This window comes from Acidobacteriota bacterium, assembly GCA_033549365.1.
Classification (GTDB): domain Bacteria; phylum Acidobacteriota; class Aminicenantia; order Aminicenantales; family Saccharicenantaceae; genus JAWSUF01.
The window spans coordinates 62,058-84,697 of the sequence record JAWSUF010000011.1 but is presented as its reverse complement, the minus strand read 5'-3'; the positions used below and the strand labels follow the sequence as shown (position 1 = coordinate 84,697).

The following is a 22,640-nucleotide window of genomic DNA, read 5'->3' as shown; positions in this document are numbered from 1 at the left end:
TGAAACCATGCTGAAATCGATGCGCAAGAATGTCAAATCCCTGGCGCCCGTCATGTGGATCGTCATCATCGCCTTTGTCATCACCATCTTCGCCGTCTGGGGCGGCGCCGGCAGGACGGGCGACGTCGACTGGGGCAACACGCTCGTCTCGGCGGGCAAATCCCGGATCACCGGAGAAGAGTATTTCCACAGCCTTCGCCAGCGGCTCGAATCCATGCGACGGGAGTTTCCCGATCTCAACGCCGACATCATCCGGCAGCTCAACCTCACCCAGCAGACGCTCGAACAGATGATTCAGCAAAAACTTCTTTTGCAGATCGCCCGCGAGCAGAAAATCCGGACGACGGACGCCGAAGTCCGCGACAGCATCATGTCCTACCCCGTGTTCCAGAGAGACGGGCGGTTCATCGGATTCGAGGAATACCGTCGGATTCTGTCGTGGAACAGAATCGACATCGGCGAATTCGAGGAGAATATCCGGCGCGACACCCTGATCAATAAGGTCATCCGGTTGGTGACGGCGGGCATTGTCGTCACGGAAGACGAAGTCTGGGGAAACTTTCGGAACCAGAACGAAACCGCCCGCATCGAATATTTGATCGCCGACATTGAAAAGACCGAGGCGGTGGAAGAGGAGCCTTCGCCGGACGAGATCCGCACCTGGTTCGAATCCCGAAAAGACGTCTATGCCGTTCCTGAAACCCGGGCGGGAGATTATGTCTTTTTCCGCAATGAGGACATGAAAGCGGAGATTGAGATCCCGGAGGCCGAAATCGAGGCCTACTACAGGGAAAATCTCTCCCAGTTCCAGGAGCCGGAGCAGATCCGCATCGGCCGGATTCTTCTTCCGCTCGAGGATGAAGATCGGACGTCCGCTCTTGAGGAGGCCGCTGACTTGCTCGACCGCCTGCGGAGCGGATCGGATTTCGCCATGCTGGCCCGGCTCTATTCCGAAGATCCCAAGGCCTCGGAAGGCGGCGACTGGGGATTTTTCGAGTGGATGTCTCTCAGCCCCCGCGAAACCCAGGCGGCGCGGACCCTCGGCCAGGGTGAGATCTCCGAAGTGATCGAAATCGACGGCGGGGTGGTCCTGCTCAAGGCCCTGGAAAAAACGCCGGAACAGACCCGCCCGCTTGAAGAGGTTCGAGGCACGGTCCGGAACCTCCTCGAGGACAAGAAAACACGCGATCTGGCCGCCGGGAAAATCGCCGCTCTGGAAAAAGCGGCGAAGCGCGATAAAAGTCTGGACGTCGCCGCCCAAAGGGAAGGGCTCCGGGCTCTGGAAACGGGTCTTCTGAAAAAGGGGGATCCACTCCTTCCCGTGGATGCCTCGGGCACGCTGAGCGAAACGCTTTTTGCCCTGGCCGAGAACGAAATTTCCTCTCCCGTCTACACCTTCACCGGAGTCGGTCTCGTCCAGCTCCGCACCATCGACCCGTCAAGACCGGCCGAGCTCGACGAGGTTCGCGAAAAGGTCATCGCCGACCTCCGCAGGGAGAAACGGAAAACGCGAACCCTCGAGCGGATTTGGGCCGTGAGGGACGGGCTGAACAACGACTGGGAAACCGCGGCCGGCAAAACCGGTCTGGAATTCAACGCCGTCGAAGCCCATAAGCGGGGGCAATACCTGGGCCTGATCGGTGATAACGATGAGATCGATGCCCTGGCGTTTTCTCTCCCCCCGGGTGAAATCAGTGAAGCCGTCGATATCGGACGCGGTTATGCCCTGCTGCGGGTTCTGGACCGCAAGGAAGTCACCCGGGAGGAATTCGAAGCCGTCCGGACCGAAGAGAGAAACACGCTCCTCGAGGAAAAGAAGAACAAATTCCTCCAGTCGTTCCTGACACAGGCCCGGGAGGACCGGAACGTCAAGATCAACTCCAACCTGCTGATGACGGTCAACCAGGACGTCCTGTCCCGATACACCCGGGACGAATAGCCGACGGCTCGGATCGCCGCGTTCATGATCCGGAATTCAGCCGGTGATCACACGGAGAAATACGAGCAGAAGAAGAATGGCCAGGGGCGCCAGAATCCGGATATTGAAAACCCAGAGTTTCTTCAAAGGAAACCGGGGGTGGCCGGAGGCGATCTCGGCAAGAGCCCTGGGAATTCCCCAGGCATAAACGACAAAGACACAGACCAGAAATGCGCCCACGGCCAGGAGAATATTCCCGAAGACGAGATCCATCCTGTCCATGAAACGCAGCCGTGTCAGAAAGGGCAGGCCGCCGTGGGACAGGGCGGACGGAAGTCCCAGAAGAAAGGCCGCCCCGCCGATGACGAAAGCCGCCTTTTTCCGGCTCCAGCTTTTTTCATCGATCAGAAAGGCCGTCGGAACTTCAAGAAGCGAAATGGTCGACGTCAGAGCGGCGACAAGCAGCAGGATGAAGAACATCACTCCGAACAGGTAGCCGCCGGGAACCTGGGAAATGATCATGGGGAAAACCTGGAACATCAGGCCCGTTCCGGGCTGGAAATTTTCCGGGTGCAGACCCGGTGTCGCAAAAAGGGTCGGGAAAATGATGATTCCGGCCAGGAAGGCGATGAGCGTCGTCGAGAAGCAGACCCATCCGGCCGAGGACACGAGGTTGTCGCGCTTGCCGATGTAGCTGCCGTAGGTGATCATGATGCCCATGCCCAGGCTTAAAGAATAAAAGGCCTGGCCCAAAGCGAAAAAGAGGACCTTGACATCGAGTTTGCCGAAGTCGGGTTTCAGGTAGAAGGCCAGTCCCGGGCCGGCGCCGGGAAGGGTCAGAGCGCGCACGGCCAGAAAAATGATCAGGACAAAAAGAAGGGGCATCAGGATTTTCGACCACCGTTCGATTCCCGACTGAACGCCCCTGGAAATGATGAATGTCGTGATGCCCATGATGACCAGGAGGCAGATCACGACCTCCAGCGGGTCGGCGGCGAATTGGATGAAGGCCGTTTCTGCAGTCTCCCAGGTCACCCGGCCGCGGAAAACGCCCGCGATCGTCTTGTAGAGATATCCAAAGGCCCATCCCGCAACAACCGCATAGTAGGACAGGATGACGATTCCGGTGATGACTCCGGCGTAGCCGACGATTTTCCAGGGTGTCTTCGGTTTGATGGTCTCATAGGCACCCACGGGGTTTTTGCTGGTATGCCGCCCCATGGCCAGCTCAGCCAGCATGACCGTGAACCCGATAAAGACGACGGCCAGGATATAGGCCATGACGAAGACGGCCCCGCCGTTCCGGCCGACCATGATCGGGAACCGCCAGATGCTGCCCAGGCCGATGGCCGATCCGGATGCGGCCAGGATGAATGCGATTTTTGAGCCCCAGTGGCCTCTGTCCTGCAAGCTGTCGGCCATGTTTTTCCTCCTCGACCTGAGTCCGCTCTCCGGTAAAATCTCCCCCTTATTTACCATAGGACGGGCCGCTTGGCAAAATCACCGGCGGCGGACATGAGACCCGGTTCGCCTTGACAGGTTCGTCCCGCGGGCGATATCATTCGCTCGGTTCTTTTCAGGCGATCGAGAAAAGGGCAAAGGAGCATCGGGCATGGCCGTCAGAAAAAAACGCAAAATCGCGATTTTCGCCGCCGTTGTCCTCGCGGCCGTTTTGAGCTTCCCGGGTTGTGCCATGATGGAGGATCTGGCCGGAGCGCTGACCAACCTCCAAAGGCTGAAATTCAAATTGGGCGCCGTCGAGGATTTTTCGATTCTAGGGATCCCCTTGAGCGGCAAGGCGAACATGGCGGATTTTTCCTTCATGGACGGCCTGCGACTTCTTGATGGCTTTCGGACCCGGCAGCTGCCGGCGGAATTCATCCTCAACGTTCTGGCCTTGAATCCCAACGACGGGACGGGAGGAAGCCCCCGCACGGTCTCCACGCTGACCAGCCTGGAGTCGCGCCTGCTCATCGACGGAACGCCGACCGTGACGGGGAACATCGAGCGGCCCGTTGAAATCCCCGGGACCGGGCAGGACACCACGATCCCCATTCGTCTGACGATCGACCTCTATGAATTTTTCGGGAATAAGGGGTACGAAGAGATCATCGGATTGGCCCTGGCCCTCGGCGGCGCCCGAAAAAGCACGGGCCGGCTTTCCCTGGATGCCCTGCCACGGGTTTCAACGCCCTACGGCGATATCGCCTACCCGAACAGGATCGTGATCGTCGATCAAACGTACCGCTGATGTCTTTCGACTTCGACACGCTTCTCGACCGCCGCAACACCGGCTCCCTGAAATGGGAATATCCCGCCCGGGCTCTCGGAAAACCGGACGTTATCCCGATGTGGGTCGCAGACATGGACTTCGCCGCGCCCCCGGCCGTTGTGGAAGCCGTCCGGAGACGGGCCGCCCACGGCGCCTATGGATATGCCTGGATTCCGGATTCCTTCTGGAATGCCGCGGCGCAGTGGATGGCGACGCGGCACGGCTGGCCGATCCGCCGCGAATGGATGATCCTGACCCCCGGGGTCGTTCCCGCTCTCAGTCTCTGCGTGACGGCCTTCACTCGTCCGGGCGACAAGATCGTCATTCAGACGCCCGTTTACCGGCCTTTCATGACAGCGATTGAAAACAACGGCCGCAGGATCGCCCGGAATCCGCTCCTCTTCGACGGGGAGACTTGGCGCATGGATTTCGAAGATCTGGAGCGAAAAATCGACCGATGGACCCGCCTGCTGATTCTCTGCAGTCCGCACAATCCCGTCGGGCGCGTCTGGAACGCCGATGAGCTCGGCCGTCTCGGGGACATCTGCCGGAAAAAGGACATCCTCGTCGTATCCGACGAAATTCACCAGGACCTCGTTTTCCGGGGCCACAAGCACATTCCCTTTGCCTCCCTCAATGAAGATCTGGCCGAGCGGACGATCACGCTCTTCGCTCCGTCCAAAACATTCAACATCGCCGGTTTCCTCACGGCTGTGGCCATAGCCTCGAATCCACGCCTCCGCCGCACGCTCGACGCCGAGGCGGAAAGGGCCGGTCTCGTTCTGGCCAACGTCTTCGGCACGGTCGCCCTCGAAGCCGCCTACAACCACGGCGCGGAATGGCTCGAGGCCCTTCTTCAATACCTCGAAGGCACGATCGCCCGTACGGCTGATTTTTTCCGCAGGCGAATCCCTGCAATCCGGTTCCACGAACCCGAGGGCACCTATCTGGGCCTTCTCGACTGTCGCGCCCTGGGGATGTCCCAGAAGGATCTCGACGCATTTTTCCTCGAAAAAGCTCGGGTTCACTTCGATGCGGGAACGATCTTCGGCTCGGAACTCGAGGGCTGGGAGCGCATCAACCTGGCCTGTCCGCGCGCCCGAGTGGACGAGGTCCTGGAGCGGATCGCTCGAGCTCTCGCCTGATTCCTTGATGTCCTCTTCCATCTCCCAACCTCCCCGGTCGACTTCCGTCCGCTGCTCCGCCTCTGCTCCCGACTTGCGTTTCCGGGCCCTTCGGATTAAGATGATGTATCGGGCCCCGTTCCGGAACGTCCACAGACATGAAACGGATCCGGGGAACCGAGCGTTTGGAAAGACGGAGATATTTTTCGAGCTGAAAGGTGCAGAGGATATGGATCTCGGGATCGGCAAAATCAGCAATAAACGCCGAGGGGCATGGGCCTGCCTCGCGGCTTTGGTCTGGCTTTCGGGTTGCGGGGTGGCTCCCGACTTTGTTCTGAATGTCAGCCTCGGTGAAGGCGTGACGGGAACGCCCGAAGCCGGGAGGCACGTTTACAAAGAATTCACCGCCGTGACCTTCGATTACAAGCCTCAAAACGCCCCGGAAACCGTCGAGGTTCTTCTCAACAACCGCATCAGGAGCGAAGGCTCCGGCTCGATCATCATGTATGGAGACGGCTATAATCTGAGCGCCCGGGTGATCGACATCCGCGGCGTCTGGAAAGTGACTCTGTCCTACGTCGACGGATCCGTGGCCGCCCCCGAACCTTTTCGCATCACGATCTCGGGCCCCGACAAAGTGTCGGGAGTCTTTACGGACGAACGCGGTTACAACGGAACCTGGACGGCGGCATCCAACTCCCTGTGGCTTGTCTATTACGACTGGGAGTTCTATGTTCTCCGGACGACGGTCTTCGGCATGGGGAATCAGCCGGGCAGCTTCACGGGTGAGGGTTTGAGCGGCTCCTGGAGTGCGGAGAGAGTGTCATGACCGTTTCAAAAAAGTCGATGTCGAGGATTTTGGCCGGGATCGCCGCCTTCTCCCTGATCTCCGTGTGCATTCCGGGATGCAAAAGCCCCAGCAGTCCCGAGCCGGATACCATCACGTTCAGTGTCACCAATGACTGCGGCACGGCCGTCCATGTCTTATGGAACGGGGTTCAACAACTCTCGCTCGATCACGGAGCCCAGGGTGTGATTCCCAATCCGACCATCGGGATCCACATCATCTCCGCCAATGTTCAGGAATCCGGAGTCCAGGTCGTTTCCGCGACAATGGATATTCAGAATTTCGGCCAGTATTACTTCACAATCGAAGGCCCGTCGACCATCCGGGTGACCAATACCTATGGGGCCATCCTGTCCATCACCATGAACGAAACGTATATCGGGGATATCGGCGACAACCTTACCCACACCCTCCGAAAAATCCGTTTCGGCGACTACGTGCTCGAAGCCCGGGTCAAGGGCGACGAAACCGTCGTGGCCTCCGTATCCATCACGGTGGACGGGGTCGGCGAGTATCCCTGGGTCATCGCCCGATAGCTCTCACTCTCAATACCGGCCCCTTTTCCGCCTCAGGACCGGCCGATCTCACCATGCCGGCGGCATCCCGCCTTTCATCCCCGCGCAAGGAGGCTTCCGTTGGTGAGTCAAGCCGGCACGGGTCGGAGGCGTGCGTCCGGAAAACGCGCCTTCGGCATTATCCGCCGTAGATGAAGAAGAAGCTCGCCGCGAAGACGGCGTACAGCGCCAAAAGAACCGCCCCTTTCGCCCGTGTCAGCCGGTAGCCCCGGAACAGCATGATCAGCATCGTCCCGACGACGATGAACATGGCCGGAAACATGAAGGTGATTTCCCGGGCCTCGACGACGAGTTCGTTGGCCATGGCCGAGGCGCCGGCGATCCAGCAGATGTTCATGATATCCGCCCCCAGGATGTTGCCGACCGCCAGAGCGCCCTGCCCCTTTCGGGCGGCGGCGACGCAGGTGGCGATCTCCGGGACCGATGTCCCGAAGGCGACAAGCGTCAGCGCAATCACGGTTTCGGGGATGGCGAAGGACCGGGCGATGGTCGTCGCCGAAACCACCACAACATCGCCGGAGAGAATGACTCCGGCAACCCCCAGGACGAAGAGGAAAATCGTTTTCAGAAGCGGGCGTCCCACGGCCTTTTCAATGGCCTCCAGGTCGAGATCCGCTGCAAATTTCCCGCGTTTATGCTGGATGAAAAGATAAATCATGTAGGCGAAAAACAGCGCCACCAGAACGGCACCCTCCCATCGCCGCAGAGACCCGGTGGAAAGGACGAACAGGAAACACAGGCCCTGGACGCCGACGAGGAACACGGCGGCCGAACGGAGCACCTGGGGGATGATCAGGATGGGCCCGGCGGCCAGGACACCGGCCAGGCCGAGAGCGATGGTGTCGTCCACGATGACCGAGCCGATAGCGTTGCCCAGCGCCATTTCGGGGTTGCCGCGCAGGGCGGCGTTGAGGGAAACCGAAAGCTCGGGGGCGGTCGTGGCCAGGGAGACAAGGAAAACCCCGATGATGAGCTTGGGGACCTTGAGCTTGTCGGCAATGGCGACGGCGCTGTCGACGAAAAGATCCGCGCTCTTGGCCAGAACGAAAAAGGCCGCGGCCATGACGAGCCAGGCGACGGCGATATTGGCCTGGATCAAATCGTGTATGACGCTCACAACTCGACTCCTTGACGCCGGGTTTCGGCCCGTTGCGCGGCCGACCCGGCGATATGTTCCGACTTCGACATGGTCGGATGATCATAGCCTTGTCGGCGCAACTCTGTCAATCCATGTCGGAAAAGCTTGCCGGCCGTTCACACTGATGCGCGCAGGCTTGCCAGCCGAACCCGATCCGGCCTAGAATGATCGACTGAACGCCGCGGCAAGGAGGCCCGGATGACCATCAAGGCCAAGCTCACAACCTTCGATACGACGATGATCGTCGTCAGCCTGGTCATCGGCATCGGCATCTTCCGGACCCCGGCCATCGTGGCCTCATCGACCCGGACGCCCACTCTCTTTTTCCTGGCCTGGGGTCTCGGCGGACTCATCAGCTTCATCGGCGCCCTGACTTTCGCCGAGATCGGGTCGCGCTTTTCGAAGCCGGGCGCCTACTATAAAGTTGTGGCTGAAAACTACCACTCGCTACTCGCTTTCATGCTCAACTGGACATCCTTCGTCGTGGTCAACGGCGCGGGGGGTGCGGCCGTCTCGATCATCGGGGCCGAATACCTGGTCCCCATCCTCCTTCCTCCGAACATGCAGACCCGGCTGGGCGTCCAGATCACGGCCGCGACGCTGATCCTGATCCTCCTGACAATCAATTACATCGGCATCAAGACCGGCGCCTGGGCCCAGAATCTGCTGAGCCTTCTCAAGGTGGGCATGATCGGGATGCTGACCTTTGTCGCCTTCGCCTACGGCAAGGCCCCGGCGACCATGGGAAGTCTGTCGATGGAAACGTCCTGGTGGATGGCCCTCGGTGTCGGCTTCATCTCCGTCTTCTACACCTACGGCGGCTACCAGTGCACGATCAATTTCGGCGCCGATGTCCGAAACGCCGGGAAAAACATGCCCCGGGCCATCTTCTTCGGCATCCTGATCATCATTGCCTGCTATCTGGCCGTCAACGCCGCCTATTTCCGCGTGCTGGGCCTGCCGGGAATCGCGGCGGCCAAGCTGGTCGCAGCCGAGACGGCCCGGGCCAGTTTCGGCAACTTCGGTTATCTTTTCGTTTCCCTGGCCATTTTCCTGTCGGCCATGGGCTTCCTCAACGCCACACTGATGCAGATTCCCCGGGCCTACTTCGCCATGGCCGAAGATCGGACGCTTCCTCCCGTCTTCCACAAAATCAATCCGAGAACCCAGGTCCAGGAATCGGGACTTCTCTTTCTCGGAGGCGTGATCCTGATCTCCATCTTCTTTCTGGGGACTTTCGAAGCCATCGTCAACTACGTGATGTTCCTCGACAGTCTGAATATCGCCCTCGTGGCCTCGACAATTTTCATCCTGAGGCGCAAGGCCCGCCGGGCCGGTGAGACGCACACAGGATACCGGGTGCCGCTTTATCCGGTGTTGCCGGCCTTCTTTGTCCTGTTTCTGCTCGGGATCTCTTTGAATGTCCTCCTGACTCAGACTCGGGAGGCTTTGATCGGCGCCGTGTTCTTCGCCCTGGGATATCCGGTCTTCCGGCTGATGCGGCGGCTGTACGGCGAACCGCCGGTTTCTGAAGGCGGGGCGGAGAGCCGGTCATGAGCATTGCCGTTCTCGTGCTCGTGGGCTTTGCGGCCGGCGTCATGTCCGGGATGTTCGGGATCGGCGGCGGCATCGTCATCGTGCCCGCCCTGGTGCTGCTGGCCGGATTTTCGCTGGTCGAGGCGACGGGGACGTCGCTCGCAGCCATTCTGCTTCCGGTCGGCCTGCTCGGCGTCATCGCGTATTACAAGGCCCGGATCATCGACATCCGGGCGGCGGCCTGGATGGCCGCGGGGCTGATGATTTCGGTTGCAGCCGGCGCCTGGCTGGCCAACGCGCTTCCGGCCGATACCATGCGGATCATCTACGCCGTTTTTCTCCTTTATATGAGCTGGGAGTTCATCGAGCCCCGGAGGCGTGTTCTGCGGGCGCTCGGGAAAGACGCGCCGGCCAAGCCCGAGCCCGAGACGGCGCCGAGAGCTCCCGCTCCGGCCCTCGTCGGCGTCGGCCTCGCGGCCGGCGTCATGTCCGGGTTGTTCGGGATCGGCGGCGGCAACATCATCGTCCCCTTCCTGACGATCTTCCTCGGCTATCCGGCCAAACGGGCCATCGCCACATCACTCGCAACAATCCTTCTCCCCATGCGGCTTCCCGGAGTTCTGGTTTTTTGGCGGGAAGGGACGCTCGATCTCGCGGCGGCCGTGCCCGTAGCCCTGGGGATTTTCCTTGGTACGGTCTTCGGCGCCCGGATCACCATCCGCCTGCCCTCAGCCACAGTCAAGCTCCTTTACGGCCTCTTTCTGCTGTTTATGGCCGCCCGCTTCTTTTTCTAACCTCCCGGGCTTCCATACCGGACAATCCCGGCATTTTGAGATTGGGGATGAATGCCACTCGAAACGAAGCCTGCAAAGTTGACAAAGTGGAAGTCAGTCCGGCATAATCCGGCTATGTGGTCAGCATATCGTCTCGGCCTTTTTTCATACTCCTTGATGGTTTTCCTGCTTGTTGTTTCCTGTCATCCGAAGACAGATCAGATCCAAGTCATCATCAATGCTCTTCCGGTTTATGGAGAAGAATCGATTGTGGATCTGGAAAAACTCTATCGGATTGATGTCACGGAAATCAGCCTTTTCAACAAACAGAATGAGTATCAAGGCTTTGTTGATTTTGACAAGAACAATAATCTTTATGTTCTGGACAGATATGAAGGAACCATAACAGTTTTTGAAGAGAAAGGAAGGCTTGTCAATCGTTTTGGAAGGCGGGGACAGGGTCCAAACGAATTCCAGGAAGCACATTTTATGGTCATCAGCAATAATCGAATTTATGTATTCCATGGACGTAACGAGCTGAAAATCCTCGACCTTCAAGGAGAATACATTGCCGGCGATGTGATCCACATCTATGGTGATAATCCTTTAAGACTTCAGGCGGTCGGGAATCTGATTTATGTCCTTAAGGGAAAGACCGACCGGACTTTTACCAAACTTGATCTGATCCTAGGCACTTATAGCAGGGATTTTTCGGGAGGAAAAGATCTTTTCGAATACACATACCCTCTTGGTCTTCGAGGGTATCCATGCTGGGAGTGGATGCTCATACTTAAAAGCGGGGAGTTTTTCTTTCCGGAGGATAATCATCACAAGTATTCCATAACACGATACGACAAATCGGGAAAACCGGATTTGATTTTCGGCAGAAAATATCAAGTCAAAAACTATTCTGAAGACGCAAGGACGAGATTGACTTCGACTTATGAGAAAGCCGTTGAAAAGGGCCAAATGACCATTCTCAAAGCTCCCCCCATTGTCCGGACGATGTTTCAGGACTTAAAAGAAAACATCTGGGTCATATCCGGAGAAACATATGAAGATAACATGAATCCGAATTTCGAGAACACCGTTGATATTTTCAACCGAAAGGGGGAATGGCTCTCGTCTTTCAAAACCACAAAAATATCAAAGAACAGTTTTTATCATCATGGAAAAATCTACAAGGTCCGTCCTATTGACACGGAGGATTTTTCCCAATTTATCGATGTTTATGGAATGCAATTCAAACGGAAGGGCCATGACGGGAGGAATCCATGAAAAAGCTCGTTTTGGCGATCATGCTCGTATGGCCCGTTATGGCCTTGGTCTCGGCTTTCATGTCGCCTGTTCCTCCCGGTCCACAGGCCGAACCCTACGCATTGAGCCTCAAGAAGGAATTGCTGAAGAACCACCCCATTCAGTCCGAATGGACAAGGCTGAAAATCAAACGGGAGTTCCCAACGGAGGACGACGAAAGACAAGGACATTATTTAACCAATCCCTCGGACATCGTCCTCCTGGACGACGGCTCCATCATCGCAATAGAAAACCTCCACAGCTTTATCATGAAGCTCTCGGCACAGGGGAGCTATCTATCCACCTTTGGCCGGAAAGGGCAAGGGCCGGGCGATTTCATGCATCCATGGAATGGAGATGTCTCGGAAGACGGGGACCTCTATATTCTGGACAGTCAAAGAATGTCCGTCATGAGCAAGGAGGGTCAATTCCTGCGGGGATTCAAGGTCTTATTCCGTTTTCATGATTTTATCGTCTTCAAAGACAACATCTGGGCGAATTGCACCTATCCTGACGAAAACAAGAATCCGCTGATCATCAGGATCGACCAAAACGGAAAGCTCCTGGATGCATTCGGAGACAGGTTGGATATTCCGGGCCACTTTTCATTCGACAGCGAGGTCTTTTTGGGGAAACTCGAAAGCGGCATTATCGCGGCCTTTCACCGCCATCCGATCGTTCGAATCTATTCATTCCAGGGCGAGTTGTTGCAGGAGATCAGGATCGACCTGAAGATTCTTAAAGAATTGGAAAAACTCAATACCGACAAGGCCTATAACAACAGAAAACCGGAAAACATCCCCTATCCGAGGCTTCCCCGCCTCATCGCCGGCGTCACCACGATCAAGAATAGGATCTTTGTCCTCCTGCATCTCCCCAGGATCGAGATTCTGGAGTTGGACGCGGCCGGCAACATCGTGGAGCACTATTACTGTCCGGACAAGACCGATATCATCAACTATGGACGAGGTTTGATCGCATTCCAGGATCGGCATGGAATCCATTTTTGTCTCACATCCTCCGTGGACGCAAAAGTCCTTTTTCTGGAAAGCGTTGTTTCCCCAAGCTCGGCCAAATGAAGTCTTGAATCCCAGTCGCGTCAAAGGTTGACGGATTTTCCGGCCGTGATATACAATCCCCCCATCGAATGGGCGATATATCACGAACAACAAGGAGATCTCATATGAAACAGAAATTCTGGAGCCGGCGGGACTTTCTCCGCACGGCCGGCGCCGCATCGGCCGTCTCTTTCACCTGGAATACGGCGAATCTCGAACGCGTCGAGGCCGCCTCTCAATCCGTCGCGGGGCGCACCCCCGAAGACGTCGCCCGGGACGAGTTCTACTGGCGGGAAGTCCAGCTCGGGTTCAAGCTCGACCGAACCCTGATCAACCTCAACAACGGCTTCACCTGCCCCACTCCGCGCGTCGTTCTCGAATCCATGTTCCGGTACATGGAGCAGATCAACATGCTTCCCGTCCACTACCAGCATATGGTCGCCGGAAACATCCAGACCATCCGGCGGCGCATGGCCAATGAGTTCGGCTGCGATCCCGAAGAGCTGGCCCTCACCCGCGGCGCAAGCGAAGCCCTGCAGATCGTCCAGAACGGAATCGACCTCGAACCCGGCGATGAAGTCGTGACGACTGAGCAGGATTATCCGCGTATGCTGACGACCTGGGATCAGCGCATGCGCCGCGAAGGCATCAAGATCACCCGCCTCCAATTCCCCGTGCCGGCCACCCAGGACCATCTTTACAAGCTTTTCGAGCAGGCGATCACACCGAAGACCAAGGTCTTTCATTTCTGCCACACCACCAACCTCACGGCTCAGCTCTTCCCCGTTCAGCGGATCAGCCGCCTGGCCCGCTCCAAGGGCATCGTGACCATCGTCGACGGCGCCCATGCCCTCGGACATTTTCCCTTCAAACTCCGCGATCTCGAATGCGACGCCTACGGCGTGAGTCTCCACAAGTGGCTCCTGGCCCCGATCGGAAACGGCTGCCTCTATGTTCGACAGGAGATGATCCCCCGGTTCTGGCCCCTTCAAGCCGCACCGGAACAACAGGACTACGACATCCGTAAATTCGAGTCCATCGGCACCCACCCCTGGGGCATCCGGGCGGCTCTCGGCGAAGCTCTGGCCTTCCACCAGGCCATCGGCGCCGAACGCAAGGCGGCCCGCATGCGCTACCTGACACTCCGCTGGGCCAATGCCCTCAAGTCCAACCCGCGGGTCCGGATCCTGTCCAAGCTTGACGAGCCGGCCGAGACCTGGGGAGTTGCCGCCGTCAACATCGAAGGCATCGACGTCCGGGACCTGGCCCGGTTCATGATGAACAAGTACCGGATCATCGTGGTCCCGCTCGTCGGCGGGGTCCCTCCCAACCAGGTCTTCGACTATCAGGCTCTCCGCGTCTCTCCGAACGTCTACACGACGACGGAGGAGATCGACACGTTCGTGGAAGCCATGCAGGACGCCCTCGAAAACGGCGTGCCCACCCAGGCCGCCGCGGGCAGGGGCGGTGGAAGCGCCGCCATGGCGGATCCTGACCTGCCCTTGTAAGGAGGATGACATGAAGCGCATGACAATCTTGGCCATCGGAATTCTGGTCTTCGTTTCCGCCGCGTTTGCAGGCGGATCGACGTCGCCCGCTCTCTTCGAGATGCCCTTTAAGTTCAAAGTGGCGGCCCAGAGCTTTGCCGCCGGCGAATACCGCATCCACGTGAACGAGGAAGGCCGGATCGTTTTCCATGAGATCGCGACCGGACGTGAAACCACGTTCCCCATCGCCGGCAAGCTGAATCCACCCGCGGAAGCCGCCGAGGAATTCCGCCTCGTCTTCAACATCGTGGGGAACTTCGAGCCCTCCTACACGGAGTACATCACCGAGTATGTCTTGACTGAGGCCTGGCTCGGCGGAGAAAACGGGCTTCTTATCCGCGCCTTCAAGGGCACCTACGAAAGCCACGTCGTCACGGGCCGCAAAGCGGACGACTAGAAGCGGAGGGACAACCGCAGTGAGGCCGGGACAGCCTTCTCAGAAGTCCAAGGCGCATCATCATGTCCTTTCCTTGGATTGTGGGGATCTCGGACTTCAACGTTGAAGAATCTCCGCCGCCGTCACCTTGGGAAAAAGCATGGAACCGGATTTTCGTCGCGACTTCGGGGGGTTGCTGAAGCCGGCGGATTGAAAAGCGCGAATCCTCGGATCTTGACATCAGAAGCAAACCGACTTCGCCGGAAATATGGCCCCATTTGGGATGACTTCGTTGCGGACATGGGGAACCAAGTCGCAAAACAGGACACCGATTTATGAATAAACCAAAGGGGCACCGATTGAGAATAAACCCGGCTCGACCTTCGTCCTATAACAAGGACGCGAAAAGGGCTCCGAAAGACGCCCCGGCGTCCGTACCCATGACAACCGCCGGCCCCATCGAGATCAACCCGGAATTCCGCCGCGCCCTCGAGGCCATGGAAAACGGCGGCGGGCACGTCTTTATCACCGGCAAGGCCGGGACGGGAAAATCCACGCTCCTCGAATACTACCGGGACACCACACAGAAGAAAATCGCCGTCCTGGCGCCGACCGGAGTGGCCGCGCTCAACGTCCGCGGCCAGACCATCCACACATTTTTCAAATTCAAAATCGACATCACTCCGGACAAGATCCGCAAGATCCCCCGCGGCCGCGAAAACATCTTCCGGAAGTTCGACGCCCTCGTCATCGACGAGGTGTCCATGGTCCGGGCCGACCTCATGGACTGCGTCGAAACCTTTCTCCGCCTGAACGGCCCGCAGCCGGGGCGGCCGTTCGGCGGCCTTCAGATGATCTTTATCGGCGACCTCTACCAACTCCCGCCCGTCGTCGCCTCCGCCGATCGGGAGGTCTTCACCCATCGCTACGAGTCGCCCTATTTCTTCTCCTCGCGCGCCTTCGCGGACCCCGCTTTCGACATGGACTTCATCGAACTCGAAAAGATCTACCGGCAGACCGACGGCGATTTCATCGCTCTCCTTAACGCCATCCGCAACCGCTCGGCCGGGGAGGACGACATCGACCGGCTGAACTCTCTTCTCGATCCCGATTTCGAGCCGTCCGACGAGGACTTTTACATTACCCTCACCAGCACGAATGACCAGGCCAACCGCCGCAACCGAGCGCATCTCGATGCCCTGCCCGGCCGGGTACGGGTTTTCTATGGCCTTCTCGACGGCGATTTCGACCGCGGTTCCCTTCCGACCGAAGAAGACCTATCACTCAAGAAGGGCGCCCAGGTCATGTTCGTCAACAACGACCGAAAAGGGCGGTGGGTGAACGGCACTCTCGGCCGCATCACCGGCCTCCCTGCGCCGAAAGAGGAAGACGGCGCCGTCCGCGTCGAGCTCACCGACGGGGAGGAGGTCGACGTCACTCCGTCGCTTTGGGAGCTTTTCGCCTACCACTACGACAGGGCGTCGGGGAATATCGTCACGGAGCCGACCGGGTCCTTCATCCAGTACCCCCTGCGGCTCGCCTGGGCCGTGACCATCCACAAGAGTCAGGGCAAGACCTTCGACCGCGTCGTGATCGACGTCGGCCGCGGCACGTTCGCCCACGGCCAGGTCTACGTCGCCCTCAGCCGGTGCACGAGTTTCCGGGGCATGGTTCTCGCGGCTCCCATCCGGCGTGAGCACATCCGCATGGACTGGCGGGTCGTGAAGTTCCTGACGCGCTTCCAGTACAAAAAGGCCGACGAACGGACAAGCCTCGCGGACAGGCGCCGCACGGTCGAGGACGCCGCGGCCTCGGGCCGGGAACTCGACATCGTTTACCTCAAACCCGACGACACCAAGACGCGCCGCCGTATCCTCCCCCTCGGCATCGAGATCATGGAGTTCAAAGGCAAATCGTTCGAAGGCCTGCGGGCCCTCTGTCGCCTGCGCGGCGAGGAGCGCGTCTTCCGCATCGACCGGATGCTCGAGATCGAAATCGTTTGACGGCGGTTCTTATTCGGGACTGAAAAGATTTTCAGGGTTGTTGCCTGTTCTTCTCCCTCTCCTCTTTTTGTTTCCTGACCATTTCCGCAACATCCGCCAACAGTTGCTTGGCATCATAAATGATGCCATCTTTGATGGTGTATTTGACACCCCCCACTCTTTCGACCCGGCCGGTTTCATCATTGAGCTTGACGGCTCCGGTGCCGTAGAGAACCTTGAAGTTTTCGAGCGGGTTCTCCTCGACAATCACCAGATCGGCCAGGAGACCCGGCCGGATCAACCCGAATTCAATCCGTTTGCCCGCAGGCTCAAAAAGCTCTTCGGCGCTGTGGAGTGTGGCGGCCCGGATGACTTCCAAAGGATGAAACCCTGCCTCCTGGAGAAGCTCCAGTTCCCGAATGTACCCGAATCCGTAGAGATTATAGATAAAGCCCGAATCCGACCCTGTCGTAACCCGGCCCCCGGCTTTTTTATAGTCATTCAAGAACATCATCCAGCGCCTGTAAAAATTCTTCCAGGCCACTTCATCCCAGGTCGTCCAGTAAAACCAGTAGGAGCCGTGGGCGCGTCGATCCGGCTGATAATAATCCCACATGGAGGGCAGGGTGTAGAGTTCATGCCAGTCGGCATTGCGAGCCCGCATCAGGTCGCGCCCGGCCTCGTAAATGGTCATGGTCGGATTGAGGATGAATTTGTGCTTCAAAAACTCATCGACGAGGGCTTTCCATTCTTCGCTTCCAGGCGGATGAATTTGATCCCAGAGCCTGGCCACTTGGCCGAAGCGATTTTGCTCGTCGTAATAGTTATGATCATGAGGCCAGGGCTGAACGGAATAATCCTTGAGGAGGGCTTCAAATAGGCCGTAATAATGGGTCATCGAGGTCAAGCCCAGACGGACGGAATCCCGGGCATTCATCCGGGCGACTCCGACCTGGCCGAGATGAGCCGTCGATCCCAGCCGGTGTTTGGCCGCTTCGTCCAGAAGAGCCGCCATGATTTCAGGATCCTCGGCTCCAAGCTTCAGTCCGTCAATCCCTTGTTTCGCCGCCCAACGCACCCATTCCCGGGCCTTTTCCGGGGTTGTGGTCCGGCCGCCTGTCCAGCCTTCACCGCTCCCCGGCCGGTGATAGGCAAAAATTCTGGGCGCAACGATCTCGTTACGGGCGCTTCTTTCTTTCTCCTTGAGCGTCCAGCCGAAAGGCCCGAGGGCCACACCCCGCACCGTGGTGATGCCATGGGCCATCCAGAGCTTATAGGCATAGTCAGCCTCGGGATTTTTTGGGGGACCTCCGGCATGGACATGCGTATCGATGAATCCGGGAAGAACATACGTTCCCGAGGCATCGAGCTCATAAGTCGCATCTTTCGGGCGGCGCCTTTCGTCGATCGGAACCTTGGGGTAGCCGACGGGAACAACGCCAGCGATCCTGTTTTTCTCGATGACGATATCAACCGGACCGTAGGGCGGCGAACCGTCACCATCAATCAGAACAGCTCCGCGAATGATGAGTCGCTCGAATGGACCCTTTCCTTCGTCCGGCCTCCGGTCCGGACCCGGGACAATCTGCGCCTGGACATTGGAAAGGAAAAAGATAAACACAACTAGGAAAGCAAAGCCCCGTTGAAAGACTTTCGTCTTCAATCCTGAGATGATCATCGAATACCTCCTGGCACAAAACACCTTATCATAGATTTCTTATATTTCATATCACGTTTACGCGCTCTATTTGACACGTCATCCCTCCTTCTGTGGATGTTCTTCTGATCCTGCGTTCATAACCGTTTTATTATTCAGCGATTCGGCCGATATCGTTGAAAGATAACATTCCAAGTACCGGCGCTTCAGTCGACGGCGCGGATGAAGTCGATCGGCACGACCGGATACCGTATAGGGAAAATGGCTTTAGAGCCCAAAATCGGTTAAAATGATCACGGAGGCAGGTTCTCGATTCGCCTTCAGGAAGCCCCTTAAAGTGGTGGGCGCGAACTCAGCAAGAAACAAGTCGGGTTCATGCCTTGTTTAGGCCGAAGAAAAATATTGTGCCGGTGGAGCTTGAGATGGGAAAAAGCAAACATGACCAGATTCGCGGGGCGGTTCGGGAGAACTACGGCAAAATAGCGGCTTCAGGAAATGCGGGCTGCGGTTGCTCATCTTCATCCTGTTGTGGAACACCGGCCGAGACCAAAGCGGCCGAGATTTCGCTTGGCTTGGGTTACTCCGTCAAGGATGTGGCGGCTGTGCCGGAAGGAGCGAACATGGGTCTCGGGTGCGGCAATCCGCAAGCGATCGCTTCATTGCAATCCGGCGAAACAGTCCTTGATCTCGGCAGCGGCGGCGGGTTCGACTGTTTTCTGGCGGCACGAGCCGTTGGAGACAAGGGACAGGTTATCGGTGTCGATATGACGCCGGAGATGATCACCACTTCCCGTCGGAATGCTGAGAAAGCCGGATTCAGAAATGTCGAATTTCGATTGGGAGAGCTGGAGAATCTTCCGGTTGCCGATGGGATTGTTGATGTCATTATCTCAAATTGTGTCATCAACCTTTCCCCCGAAAAACAAAAGGTCTTCAGCGAGGCGTTCCGCGTATTGAAATCGGGCGGGCGGCTGGCGATTTCCGATGTTGTCGCCACGGCCGAAATGCCTGAAACCCTCAAGAAAGATATGGCCATGTATACCGGATGTGTGAGCGGCGCATCCTTCATCCCGGAACTTGAATCCATGTTGAAGCAAGCGGGCTTCGAAAACATATGGATCAGGCCAAAAGATGAGAGCAAGACCTTTATTCGTGATTGGGCCCCCGGAAGCCAAATTGAGGATTATATCGTTTCGGCTACGATTGAAGCCGTAAAACCGCAGGACTAGCAACCGCATCAACCTGGACCGGCGATTCCGCCATAAATCACGAACCAATCGACAACCTATTTGCGGCCGCTGCGAAAGCCGCCTCACCGCTCAGCGAGCGAATGTGATCGAGCCGTTTGTCGTCTTCAGGGAAATCTCCGGGCCGCCCTTGCCCATCTGTCCCTGCATCCGGCGCTTCGAACTGACGGTGCCCTGGATGGTCAGGGGATGGTCCAGCTTGATGCTGCCGTTCGTCGTCCGGAGACTGACATCGGCATCGGGCGCACGCGGAACCCGCAACGTAATCGAACCATTGGTGGTCGAGGCGCTGACGTCATCCGCAATTTCGCGGCACTCGAGGGTGATCGATCCGTTCGTCGTCCGAGCCTGCAGAGGCCCCCGGACATCGTGGGCCTTGATGCCGCCGTTTGTCGTTCCGAGAGAAATCCGTCCGGAAGCGTTTTCGAGGCGGATGCCGCCGTTCGTCGTCGAAGCTTCGACGTCTGAGAATCGTCCCGTCAGGGCGATGTCCCCGTTCGTCAGGCGGACATTGTCGAGGCGAACGCCCTCGGGAACGCGGACTTCGTAGCTCACATTGACCCTGAGGTTGCGGCGGCGCTCATAGACGGTATCGACGAACACCGAATTCCGGCCGGTCTCGATATCGATCCGGACCAGATCCAGATCGCTTTTGCTGTCCCGGGCGGATTTTACGGCCTTGATTTCGACTTCAGGCCTGTCCCAGGTCGAAATCTGCAGTTTCCCGTTGGTGTTGCGCAGGCTGAAAGAGCCGTCGGCCGGAAGAGGAATGACCTTGTGGAAATCTTCCGTATACCTGTAATCCGACCAGGGCCATCGGCCGCCCGATCCGCCGTCGGCGTCAACGATGCAGGCGGCGGATGCGCCCACGGCCAGCGCCAGGACGGCCGCCGTTCCCAGCAACGAGTTCCTCATGAATTTCACAATGGACATTGCGTCCTCCCATATGGATTTCTTTCATAGGGATAGACGCAATCCACACCTAAAAGGTTTCCTTCCTGATCTATTTATCAAAATCAGGAAATTCTATAGATTTCGAGGTTGTCGATGCCGTTTTCCTCGATTTCCTTCAAGTATTTCTGGAGGAAGGGTTCCCGCTTCTCCTCATACTCATCCCAGCCCATGCCGTCCACGGCCGCCTCCCCGAATTCCTTGACCATGTCGCGCTCGGCCAGCTTGACGACGACCAGATCCCAGAAGGCCTCGTCGTCGTAGTCGTCGACGAAACCGCGGAGCTCCTCATCAAGCTTCCGTGTCGGGTAACACCGCCCCTCAACCTCATCGAATTCGACCTTGTCCTTGAGTCCGCAGCTCGGGGCGTGGGTCATGACCTGTTCGGCCACTTTGTCATACTCGTCCAGGCGGTCGTCGGTCCGGTAGGAGTTGATCATCCAGTTGCCCAGATAGACCAAGTCGACAAGCTTTTCGTATTGCTCCTTCGTGAGCTTGATTTCCATGGCGACTCCTCGGCGGCGTGGTCAAGCCGACGCGTGATTAGTCGATCAGTATACTCCCTCAAAGCCCGGGAGGCAAGGACGATGCGCTTCGGATAGGCTTCAGACCCGCGCCAGCGCACGTTCAAGGCCGTCCAAGCGGGACTCGATGACCTTCAAACGCCGGGGATCGAGGTCCTCGATCGTTTTCAGGCCGCTTCCGGTGATCATGAGGACGGAGCGGGCGCCCGGCGGGATTTCGCCGCGGCGGGCCATGGCCATGAAGGCCGCGAGCGAGACGGCCGAGGCCGGGTCGCAAAATATCCCCTCGGTTTCGGCCAGGAGGCGCTGAGCCTTCAGGATCCCGGCCTCCGAGACGGCCGCGGCGCGGCCTCCGGTCGCAGCCAGCAAGCGGAGGACGATCCGGCCCGCGGGCGGATCGGGGTTGGAGATGGCATGAGCGATCGTCCGCGGATTCTTAAACCGGGCCGTTATGTCCCGGCTGCGGGCGAAGGCCCGGGCAATGGGCGCACAACCGGCCGCCTGGGCGGCGACAACGGCCGGAAGCTTCCGGATCAGGCCCGCCCGCTTCAGGTCCTCGAAGCCCCGGACCAAACCGACAAGATGCCCCCCGGCGCTCGTCGGCACAAAAAGATAATCAGGAGCCCGTCCGCCGAGTTGCTCGAAGATCTCATAGGAAGCCGTCTTGTAGCCCTCGATGCGCCATGGATCGACGGAGTTCAGGAAGCCGATACCGAGCGCCTTGCCGATCTCGAAGCTGCGGCGGAAGAGGGCGGCGTAATCCCCCCGGACCTTGACGACAAGCGCGCCGTAAACGCCGGCCGCAAGGATCTTGGACGGCGGCGTGCCGTCCTTGACGCAGACGACGCAGCCCATCCCCGCCCGGGCGGCATAGGCGGCCGTCGATCCGGCCATGTTGCCGGTCGAGACCGTCCCCACGGCCTTGAACCCGAACGCCGCCGCCTGTTGAACGGCCGTGACTGTCCCCCGGTCCTTGAAGCTCCCGGTCGGATTGACGGCCTCGTTCTTGGCCAGGACAGACGGCAGGAAGAAACGCTCCGCCAGACGGTCGAGCGGCTGGAGAGGCGTCCCGCCCTCGCCGAGGGAGAAGCCCGCGGCGCTTCCGTTGAGGGCTAAGAAATCCGCATACCGCGCCGACCCCAGAGGTTCGACCATCCTGATTGAGGGCGATTCCGGGGCGCCGGCAAGGACGAGGGGATCCCCGCAATCCGAACAGAAATACTCAGGCGCTCGGGCTTGAATCCTGCGGCCGCAGACTAGGCAAAGAAAATCCGCCCTGGGCATCAACCCCGCCTCAAGTCCGTAAAGAACGCCGTGTCAAGCGACACATTCAAGAATGACGGAAATAGATCTTGCCGACGATCTTCCAGCCGTCCGGAAACTTGTAGAGCGTCAGGTAATCGGTGAAAATGTGCACGCCTTCCCGGTGGAGTTCGATCTTGACCATCGCGGCGGTTCCGGTGACATCGACATCGAGGAAACGGCCGGTCATCAGCGGCGGTTTGTGATCCTGAGCTTGAGCCTGGGCTTTGCGTTTCTCCACGGAAGCGATCCATTCGGTAATCGGCAGCCGAGTCAGATCACCGTTCTGAAGGCCGAGCAGGACGAATTGGGGGTGGAATCCGGCGCGCGTCTTGTCCAGGTCGCCGGCGTTGATCAGGCCGTCGACATACGCCGATAGGACGAGGACCTTGATCTCCTCCTCTTCCGAAACCTCCTCGGCCCGGGCAAACATGGGTGCGGCCAGAAGAGCAATAAGCGCCGCGGCGGTAAAAATTCTTTTCATCACGCATCCTCCATCTTCATGGTGTTTTCATTT

The 22,640-nt window shown here is 58.3% G+C and carries 20 protein-coding genes; 13 read left to right on the top strand and 7 right to left on the bottom strand.

Translation table 11 applies throughout. The annotated features are described in order from the left end of the window. Positions 1-7: 7 nt before the first annotated feature. Positions 8-1,939, top strand: coding sequence for a peptidyl-prolyl cis-trans isomerase (locus SCM96_13135; protein ID MDW7761563.1), 1,932 nt, complete (start codon positions 8-10; stop codon positions 1,937-1,939). Between the two features lie 36 nt (positions 1,940-1,975). Here the strand turns inward: SCM96_13135 and SCM96_13130 are convergent, their stop codons facing one another. Beyond that, positions 1,976-3,340: a sodium-dependent transporter gene (locus SCM96_13130; GenBank protein MDW7761562.1), complete on the bottom strand. Its 1,365-nt coding sequence runs from the start codon at positions 3,338-3,340 to the stop codon at positions 1,976-1,978. A 190-nt stretch (positions 3,341-3,530) separates the two neighbouring features. Here SCM96_13130 and SCM96_13125 point away from each other — a divergent pair, with 190 nt between their 5' ends. The 4 genes from SCM96_13125 to SCM96_13110 all read left to right on the top strand — a co-directional run bounded on the left by SCM96_13125 (position 3,531) and on the right by SCM96_13110 (position 6,697). Beyond that, positions 3,531-4,169 (top strand): hypothetical protein, encoded by a 639-nt coding sequence (locus SCM96_13125; protein MDW7761561.1) that lies wholly within the window; start codon positions 3,531-3,533, stop codon positions 4,167-4,169. Beyond that, positions 4,169-5,335 (top strand): PatB family C-S lyase, encoded by a 1,167-nt coding sequence (locus SCM96_13120; protein ID MDW7761560.1) that lies wholly within the window; start codon positions 4,169-4,171, stop codon positions 5,333-5,335. Before SCM96_13125 ends, SCM96_13120 begins: the two co-directional genes overlap by 1 nt. A 208-nt stretch (positions 5,336-5,543) precedes the next feature. Further along, positions 5,544-6,143 carry a hypothetical protein gene (locus SCM96_13115; GenBank protein ID MDW7761559.1) on the top strand — a complete coding sequence of 200 codons (600 nt, stop codon included), beginning with the start codon at positions 5,544-5,546 and terminating at the stop codon, positions 6,141-6,143. After that, on the top strand, positions 6,140-6,697 hold the full coding sequence (locus SCM96_13110; protein ID MDW7761558.1) for a hypothetical protein: 558 nt from the start codon (positions 6,140-6,142) through the stop codon (positions 6,695-6,697). Before SCM96_13115 ends, SCM96_13110 begins: the two co-directional genes overlap by 4 nt. 157 nt (positions 6,698-6,854) lie before the next feature. Here the strand turns inward: SCM96_13110 and SCM96_13105 are convergent, their stop codons facing one another. After that, positions 6,855-7,853, bottom strand: a complete 999-nt coding sequence (locus SCM96_13105) for a calcium/sodium antiporter (GenBank protein MDW7761557.1) — start codon at positions 7,851-7,853, stop codon at positions 6,855-6,857. Between the two features lie 219 nt (positions 7,854-8,072). On the opposite strand from SCM96_13105, the gene SCM96_13100 reads away from it, so the two are divergent. The 7 genes from SCM96_13100 to SCM96_13070 all read left to right on the top strand — a co-directional run bounded on the left by SCM96_13100 (position 8,073) and on the right by SCM96_13070 (position 16,463). Then, positions 8,073-9,431 carry an amino acid permease gene (locus SCM96_13100; protein MDW7761556.1) on the top strand — a complete coding sequence of 453 codons (1,359 nt, stop codon included), beginning with the start codon at positions 8,073-8,075 and terminating at the stop codon, positions 9,429-9,431. Further along, entirely contained in the window at positions 9,428-10,204 is a 777-nt protein-coding gene (locus SCM96_13095; GenBank protein ID MDW7761555.1) for a sulfite exporter TauE/SafE family protein, read from the top strand. Before SCM96_13100 ends, SCM96_13095 begins: the two co-directional genes overlap by 4 nt. 51 nt (positions 10,205-10,255) lie before the next feature. Beyond that, entirely contained in the window at positions 10,256-11,461 is a 1,206-nt protein-coding gene (locus tag SCM96_13090; GenBank protein ID MDW7761554.1) for a 6-bladed beta-propeller, read from the top strand. Beyond that, positions 11,458-12,558 (top strand): 6-bladed beta-propeller, encoded by a 1,101-nt coding sequence (locus SCM96_13085; protein MDW7761553.1) that lies wholly within the window; start codon positions 11,458-11,460, stop codon positions 12,556-12,558. The genes SCM96_13090 and SCM96_13085 overlap by 4 nt, the downstream gene beginning before the upstream one ends. Before the next feature lie 104 nt (positions 12,559-12,662). After that, positions 12,663-14,045 (top strand): aminotransferase class V-fold PLP-dependent enzyme, encoded by a 1,383-nt coding sequence (locus SCM96_13080; GenBank protein ID MDW7761552.1) that lies wholly within the window; start codon positions 12,663-12,665, stop codon positions 14,043-14,045. Between the two features lie 10 nt (positions 14,046-14,055). Continuing rightward, positions 14,056-14,481: a hypothetical protein gene (locus SCM96_13075; GenBank protein ID MDW7761551.1), complete on the top strand. Its 426-nt coding sequence runs from the start codon at positions 14,056-14,058 to the stop codon at positions 14,479-14,481. 419 nt (positions 14,482-14,900) lie between these two features. After that, entirely contained in the window at positions 14,901-16,463 is a 1,563-nt protein-coding gene (locus tag SCM96_13070) for an AAA family ATPase (GenBank protein MDW7761550.1), read from the top strand. 31 nt (positions 16,464-16,494) lie between these two features. Here SCM96_13070 and SCM96_13065 read toward each other — a convergent pair whose 3' ends face one another. Next, complete coding sequence (locus SCM96_13065) at positions 16,495-18,120, bottom strand: amidohydrolase (GenBank protein ID MDW7761549.1); 1,626 nt, start codon at positions 18,118-18,120, stop codon at positions 16,495-16,497. A 401-nt stretch (positions 18,121-18,521) separates the two neighbouring features. Here SCM96_13065 and SCM96_13060 point away from each other — a divergent pair, with 401 nt between their 5' ends. After that, positions 18,522-19,328 carry an arsenite methyltransferase gene (locus tag SCM96_13060; protein MDW7761548.1) on the top strand — a complete coding sequence of 269 codons (807 nt, stop codon included), beginning with the start codon at positions 18,522-18,524 and terminating at the stop codon, positions 19,326-19,328. Between the two features lie 90 nt (positions 19,329-19,418). Here SCM96_13060 and SCM96_13055 read toward each other — a convergent pair whose 3' ends face one another. The 4 genes from SCM96_13055 to SCM96_13040 all read right to left on the bottom strand — a co-directional run bounded on the left by SCM96_13055 (position 19,419) and on the right by SCM96_13040 (position 22,607). After that, the gene (locus SCM96_13055) at positions 19,419-20,279 is read right to left on the bottom strand and encodes a DUF4097 family beta strand repeat-containing protein (protein MDW7761547.1); all 861 of its coding nucleotides are present in this window, start codon (positions 20,277-20,279) and stop codon (positions 19,419-19,421) included. 83 nt (positions 20,280-20,362) lie between these two features. Beyond that, positions 20,363-20,803 (bottom strand): hypothetical protein, encoded by a 441-nt coding sequence (locus tag SCM96_13050; GenBank protein MDW7761546.1) that lies wholly within the window; start codon positions 20,801-20,803, stop codon positions 20,363-20,365. 99 nt (positions 20,804-20,902) lie between these two features. After that, the gene (gene thrC, locus SCM96_13045) at positions 20,903-21,976 is read right to left on the bottom strand and encodes a threonine synthase (GenBank protein ID MDW7761545.1); all 1,074 of its coding nucleotides are present in this window, start codon (positions 21,974-21,976) and stop codon (positions 20,903-20,905) included. A 175-nt stretch (positions 21,977-22,151) separates the two neighbouring features. Further along, positions 22,152-22,607 carry a nuclear transport factor 2 family protein gene (locus SCM96_13040; GenBank protein MDW7761544.1) on the bottom strand — a complete coding sequence of 152 codons (456 nt, stop codon included), beginning with the start codon at positions 22,605-22,607 and terminating at the stop codon, positions 22,152-22,154. Positions 22,608-22,640: the final 33 nt, after the last annotated feature.

Excerpts from the sequence above, each read along its gene's own strand:
- SCM96_13135 (MDW7761563.1), top strand. The coding sequence starts at position 8 with ATGCTGAAATCGATGCGCAAGAATGTCAAATCCCTGGCGCCCGTCATG.
- SCM96_13070 (MDW7761550.1), top strand. The coding sequence starts at position 14,901 with ATGACAACCGCCGGCCCCATCGAGATCAACCCGGAATTCCGCCGCGCC.
- thrC (MDW7761545.1), bottom strand. The coding sequence starts at position 21,976 with ATGGTCGAACCTCTGGGGTCGGCGCGGTATGCGGATTTCTTAGCCCTC.
- SCM96_13090 (MDW7761554.1), top strand. The coding sequence starts at position 10,256 with ATGCCACTCGAAACGAAGCCTGCAAAGTTGACAAAGTGGAAGTCAGTC.
- SCM96_13060 (MDW7761548.1), top strand. The coding sequence starts at position 18,522 with ATGGGAAAAAGCAAACATGACCAGATTCGCGGGGCGGTTCGGGAGAAC.
- SCM96_13050 (MDW7761546.1), bottom strand. The coding sequence starts at position 20,803 with ATGGAAATCAAGCTCACGAAGGAGCAATACGAAAAGCTTGTCGACTTG.
- SCM96_13080 (MDW7761552.1), top strand. The coding sequence starts at position 12,663 with ATGAAACAGAAATTCTGGAGCCGGCGGGACTTTCTCCGCACGGCCGGC.
- SCM96_13120 (MDW7761560.1), top strand. The coding sequence starts at position 4,169 with ATGTCTTTCGACTTCGACACGCTTCTCGACCGCCGCAACACCGGCTCC.
- SCM96_13085 (MDW7761553.1), top strand. The coding sequence starts at position 11,458 with ATGAAAAAGCTCGTTTTGGCGATCATGCTCGTATGGCCCGTTATGGCC.
- SCM96_13100 (MDW7761556.1), top strand. The coding sequence starts at position 8,073 with ATGACCATCAAGGCCAAGCTCACAACCTTCGATACGACGATGATCGTC.
- SCM96_13055 (MDW7761547.1), bottom strand. The coding sequence starts at position 20,279 with ATGTCCATTGTGAAATTCATGAGGAACTCGTTGCTGGGAACGGCGGCC.
- SCM96_13040 (MDW7761544.1), bottom strand. The coding sequence starts at position 22,607 with ATGAAAAGAATTTTTACCGCCGCGGCGCTTATTGCTCTTCTGGCCGCA.
- SCM96_13115 (MDW7761559.1), top strand. The coding sequence starts at position 5,544 with ATGGATCTCGGGATCGGCAAAATCAGCAATAAACGCCGAGGGGCATGG.
- SCM96_13095 (MDW7761555.1), top strand. The coding sequence starts at position 9,428 with ATGAGCATTGCCGTTCTCGTGCTCGTGGGCTTTGCGGCCGGCGTCATG.
- SCM96_13110 (MDW7761558.1), top strand. The coding sequence starts at position 6,140 with ATGACCGTTTCAAAAAAGTCGATGTCGAGGATTTTGGCCGGGATCGCC.
- SCM96_13075 (MDW7761551.1), top strand. The coding sequence starts at position 14,056 with ATGAAGCGCATGACAATCTTGGCCATCGGAATTCTGGTCTTCGTTTCC.
- SCM96_13125 (MDW7761561.1), top strand. The coding sequence starts at position 3,531 with ATGGCCGTCAGAAAAAAACGCAAAATCGCGATTTTCGCCGCCGTTGTC.
- SCM96_13065 (MDW7761549.1), bottom strand. The coding sequence starts at position 18,120 with ATGATCATCTCAGGATTGAAGACGAAAGTCTTTCAACGGGGCTTTGCT.
- SCM96_13130 (MDW7761562.1), bottom strand. The coding sequence starts at position 3,340 with ATGGCCGACAGCTTGCAGGACAGAGGCCACTGGGGCTCAAAAATCGCA.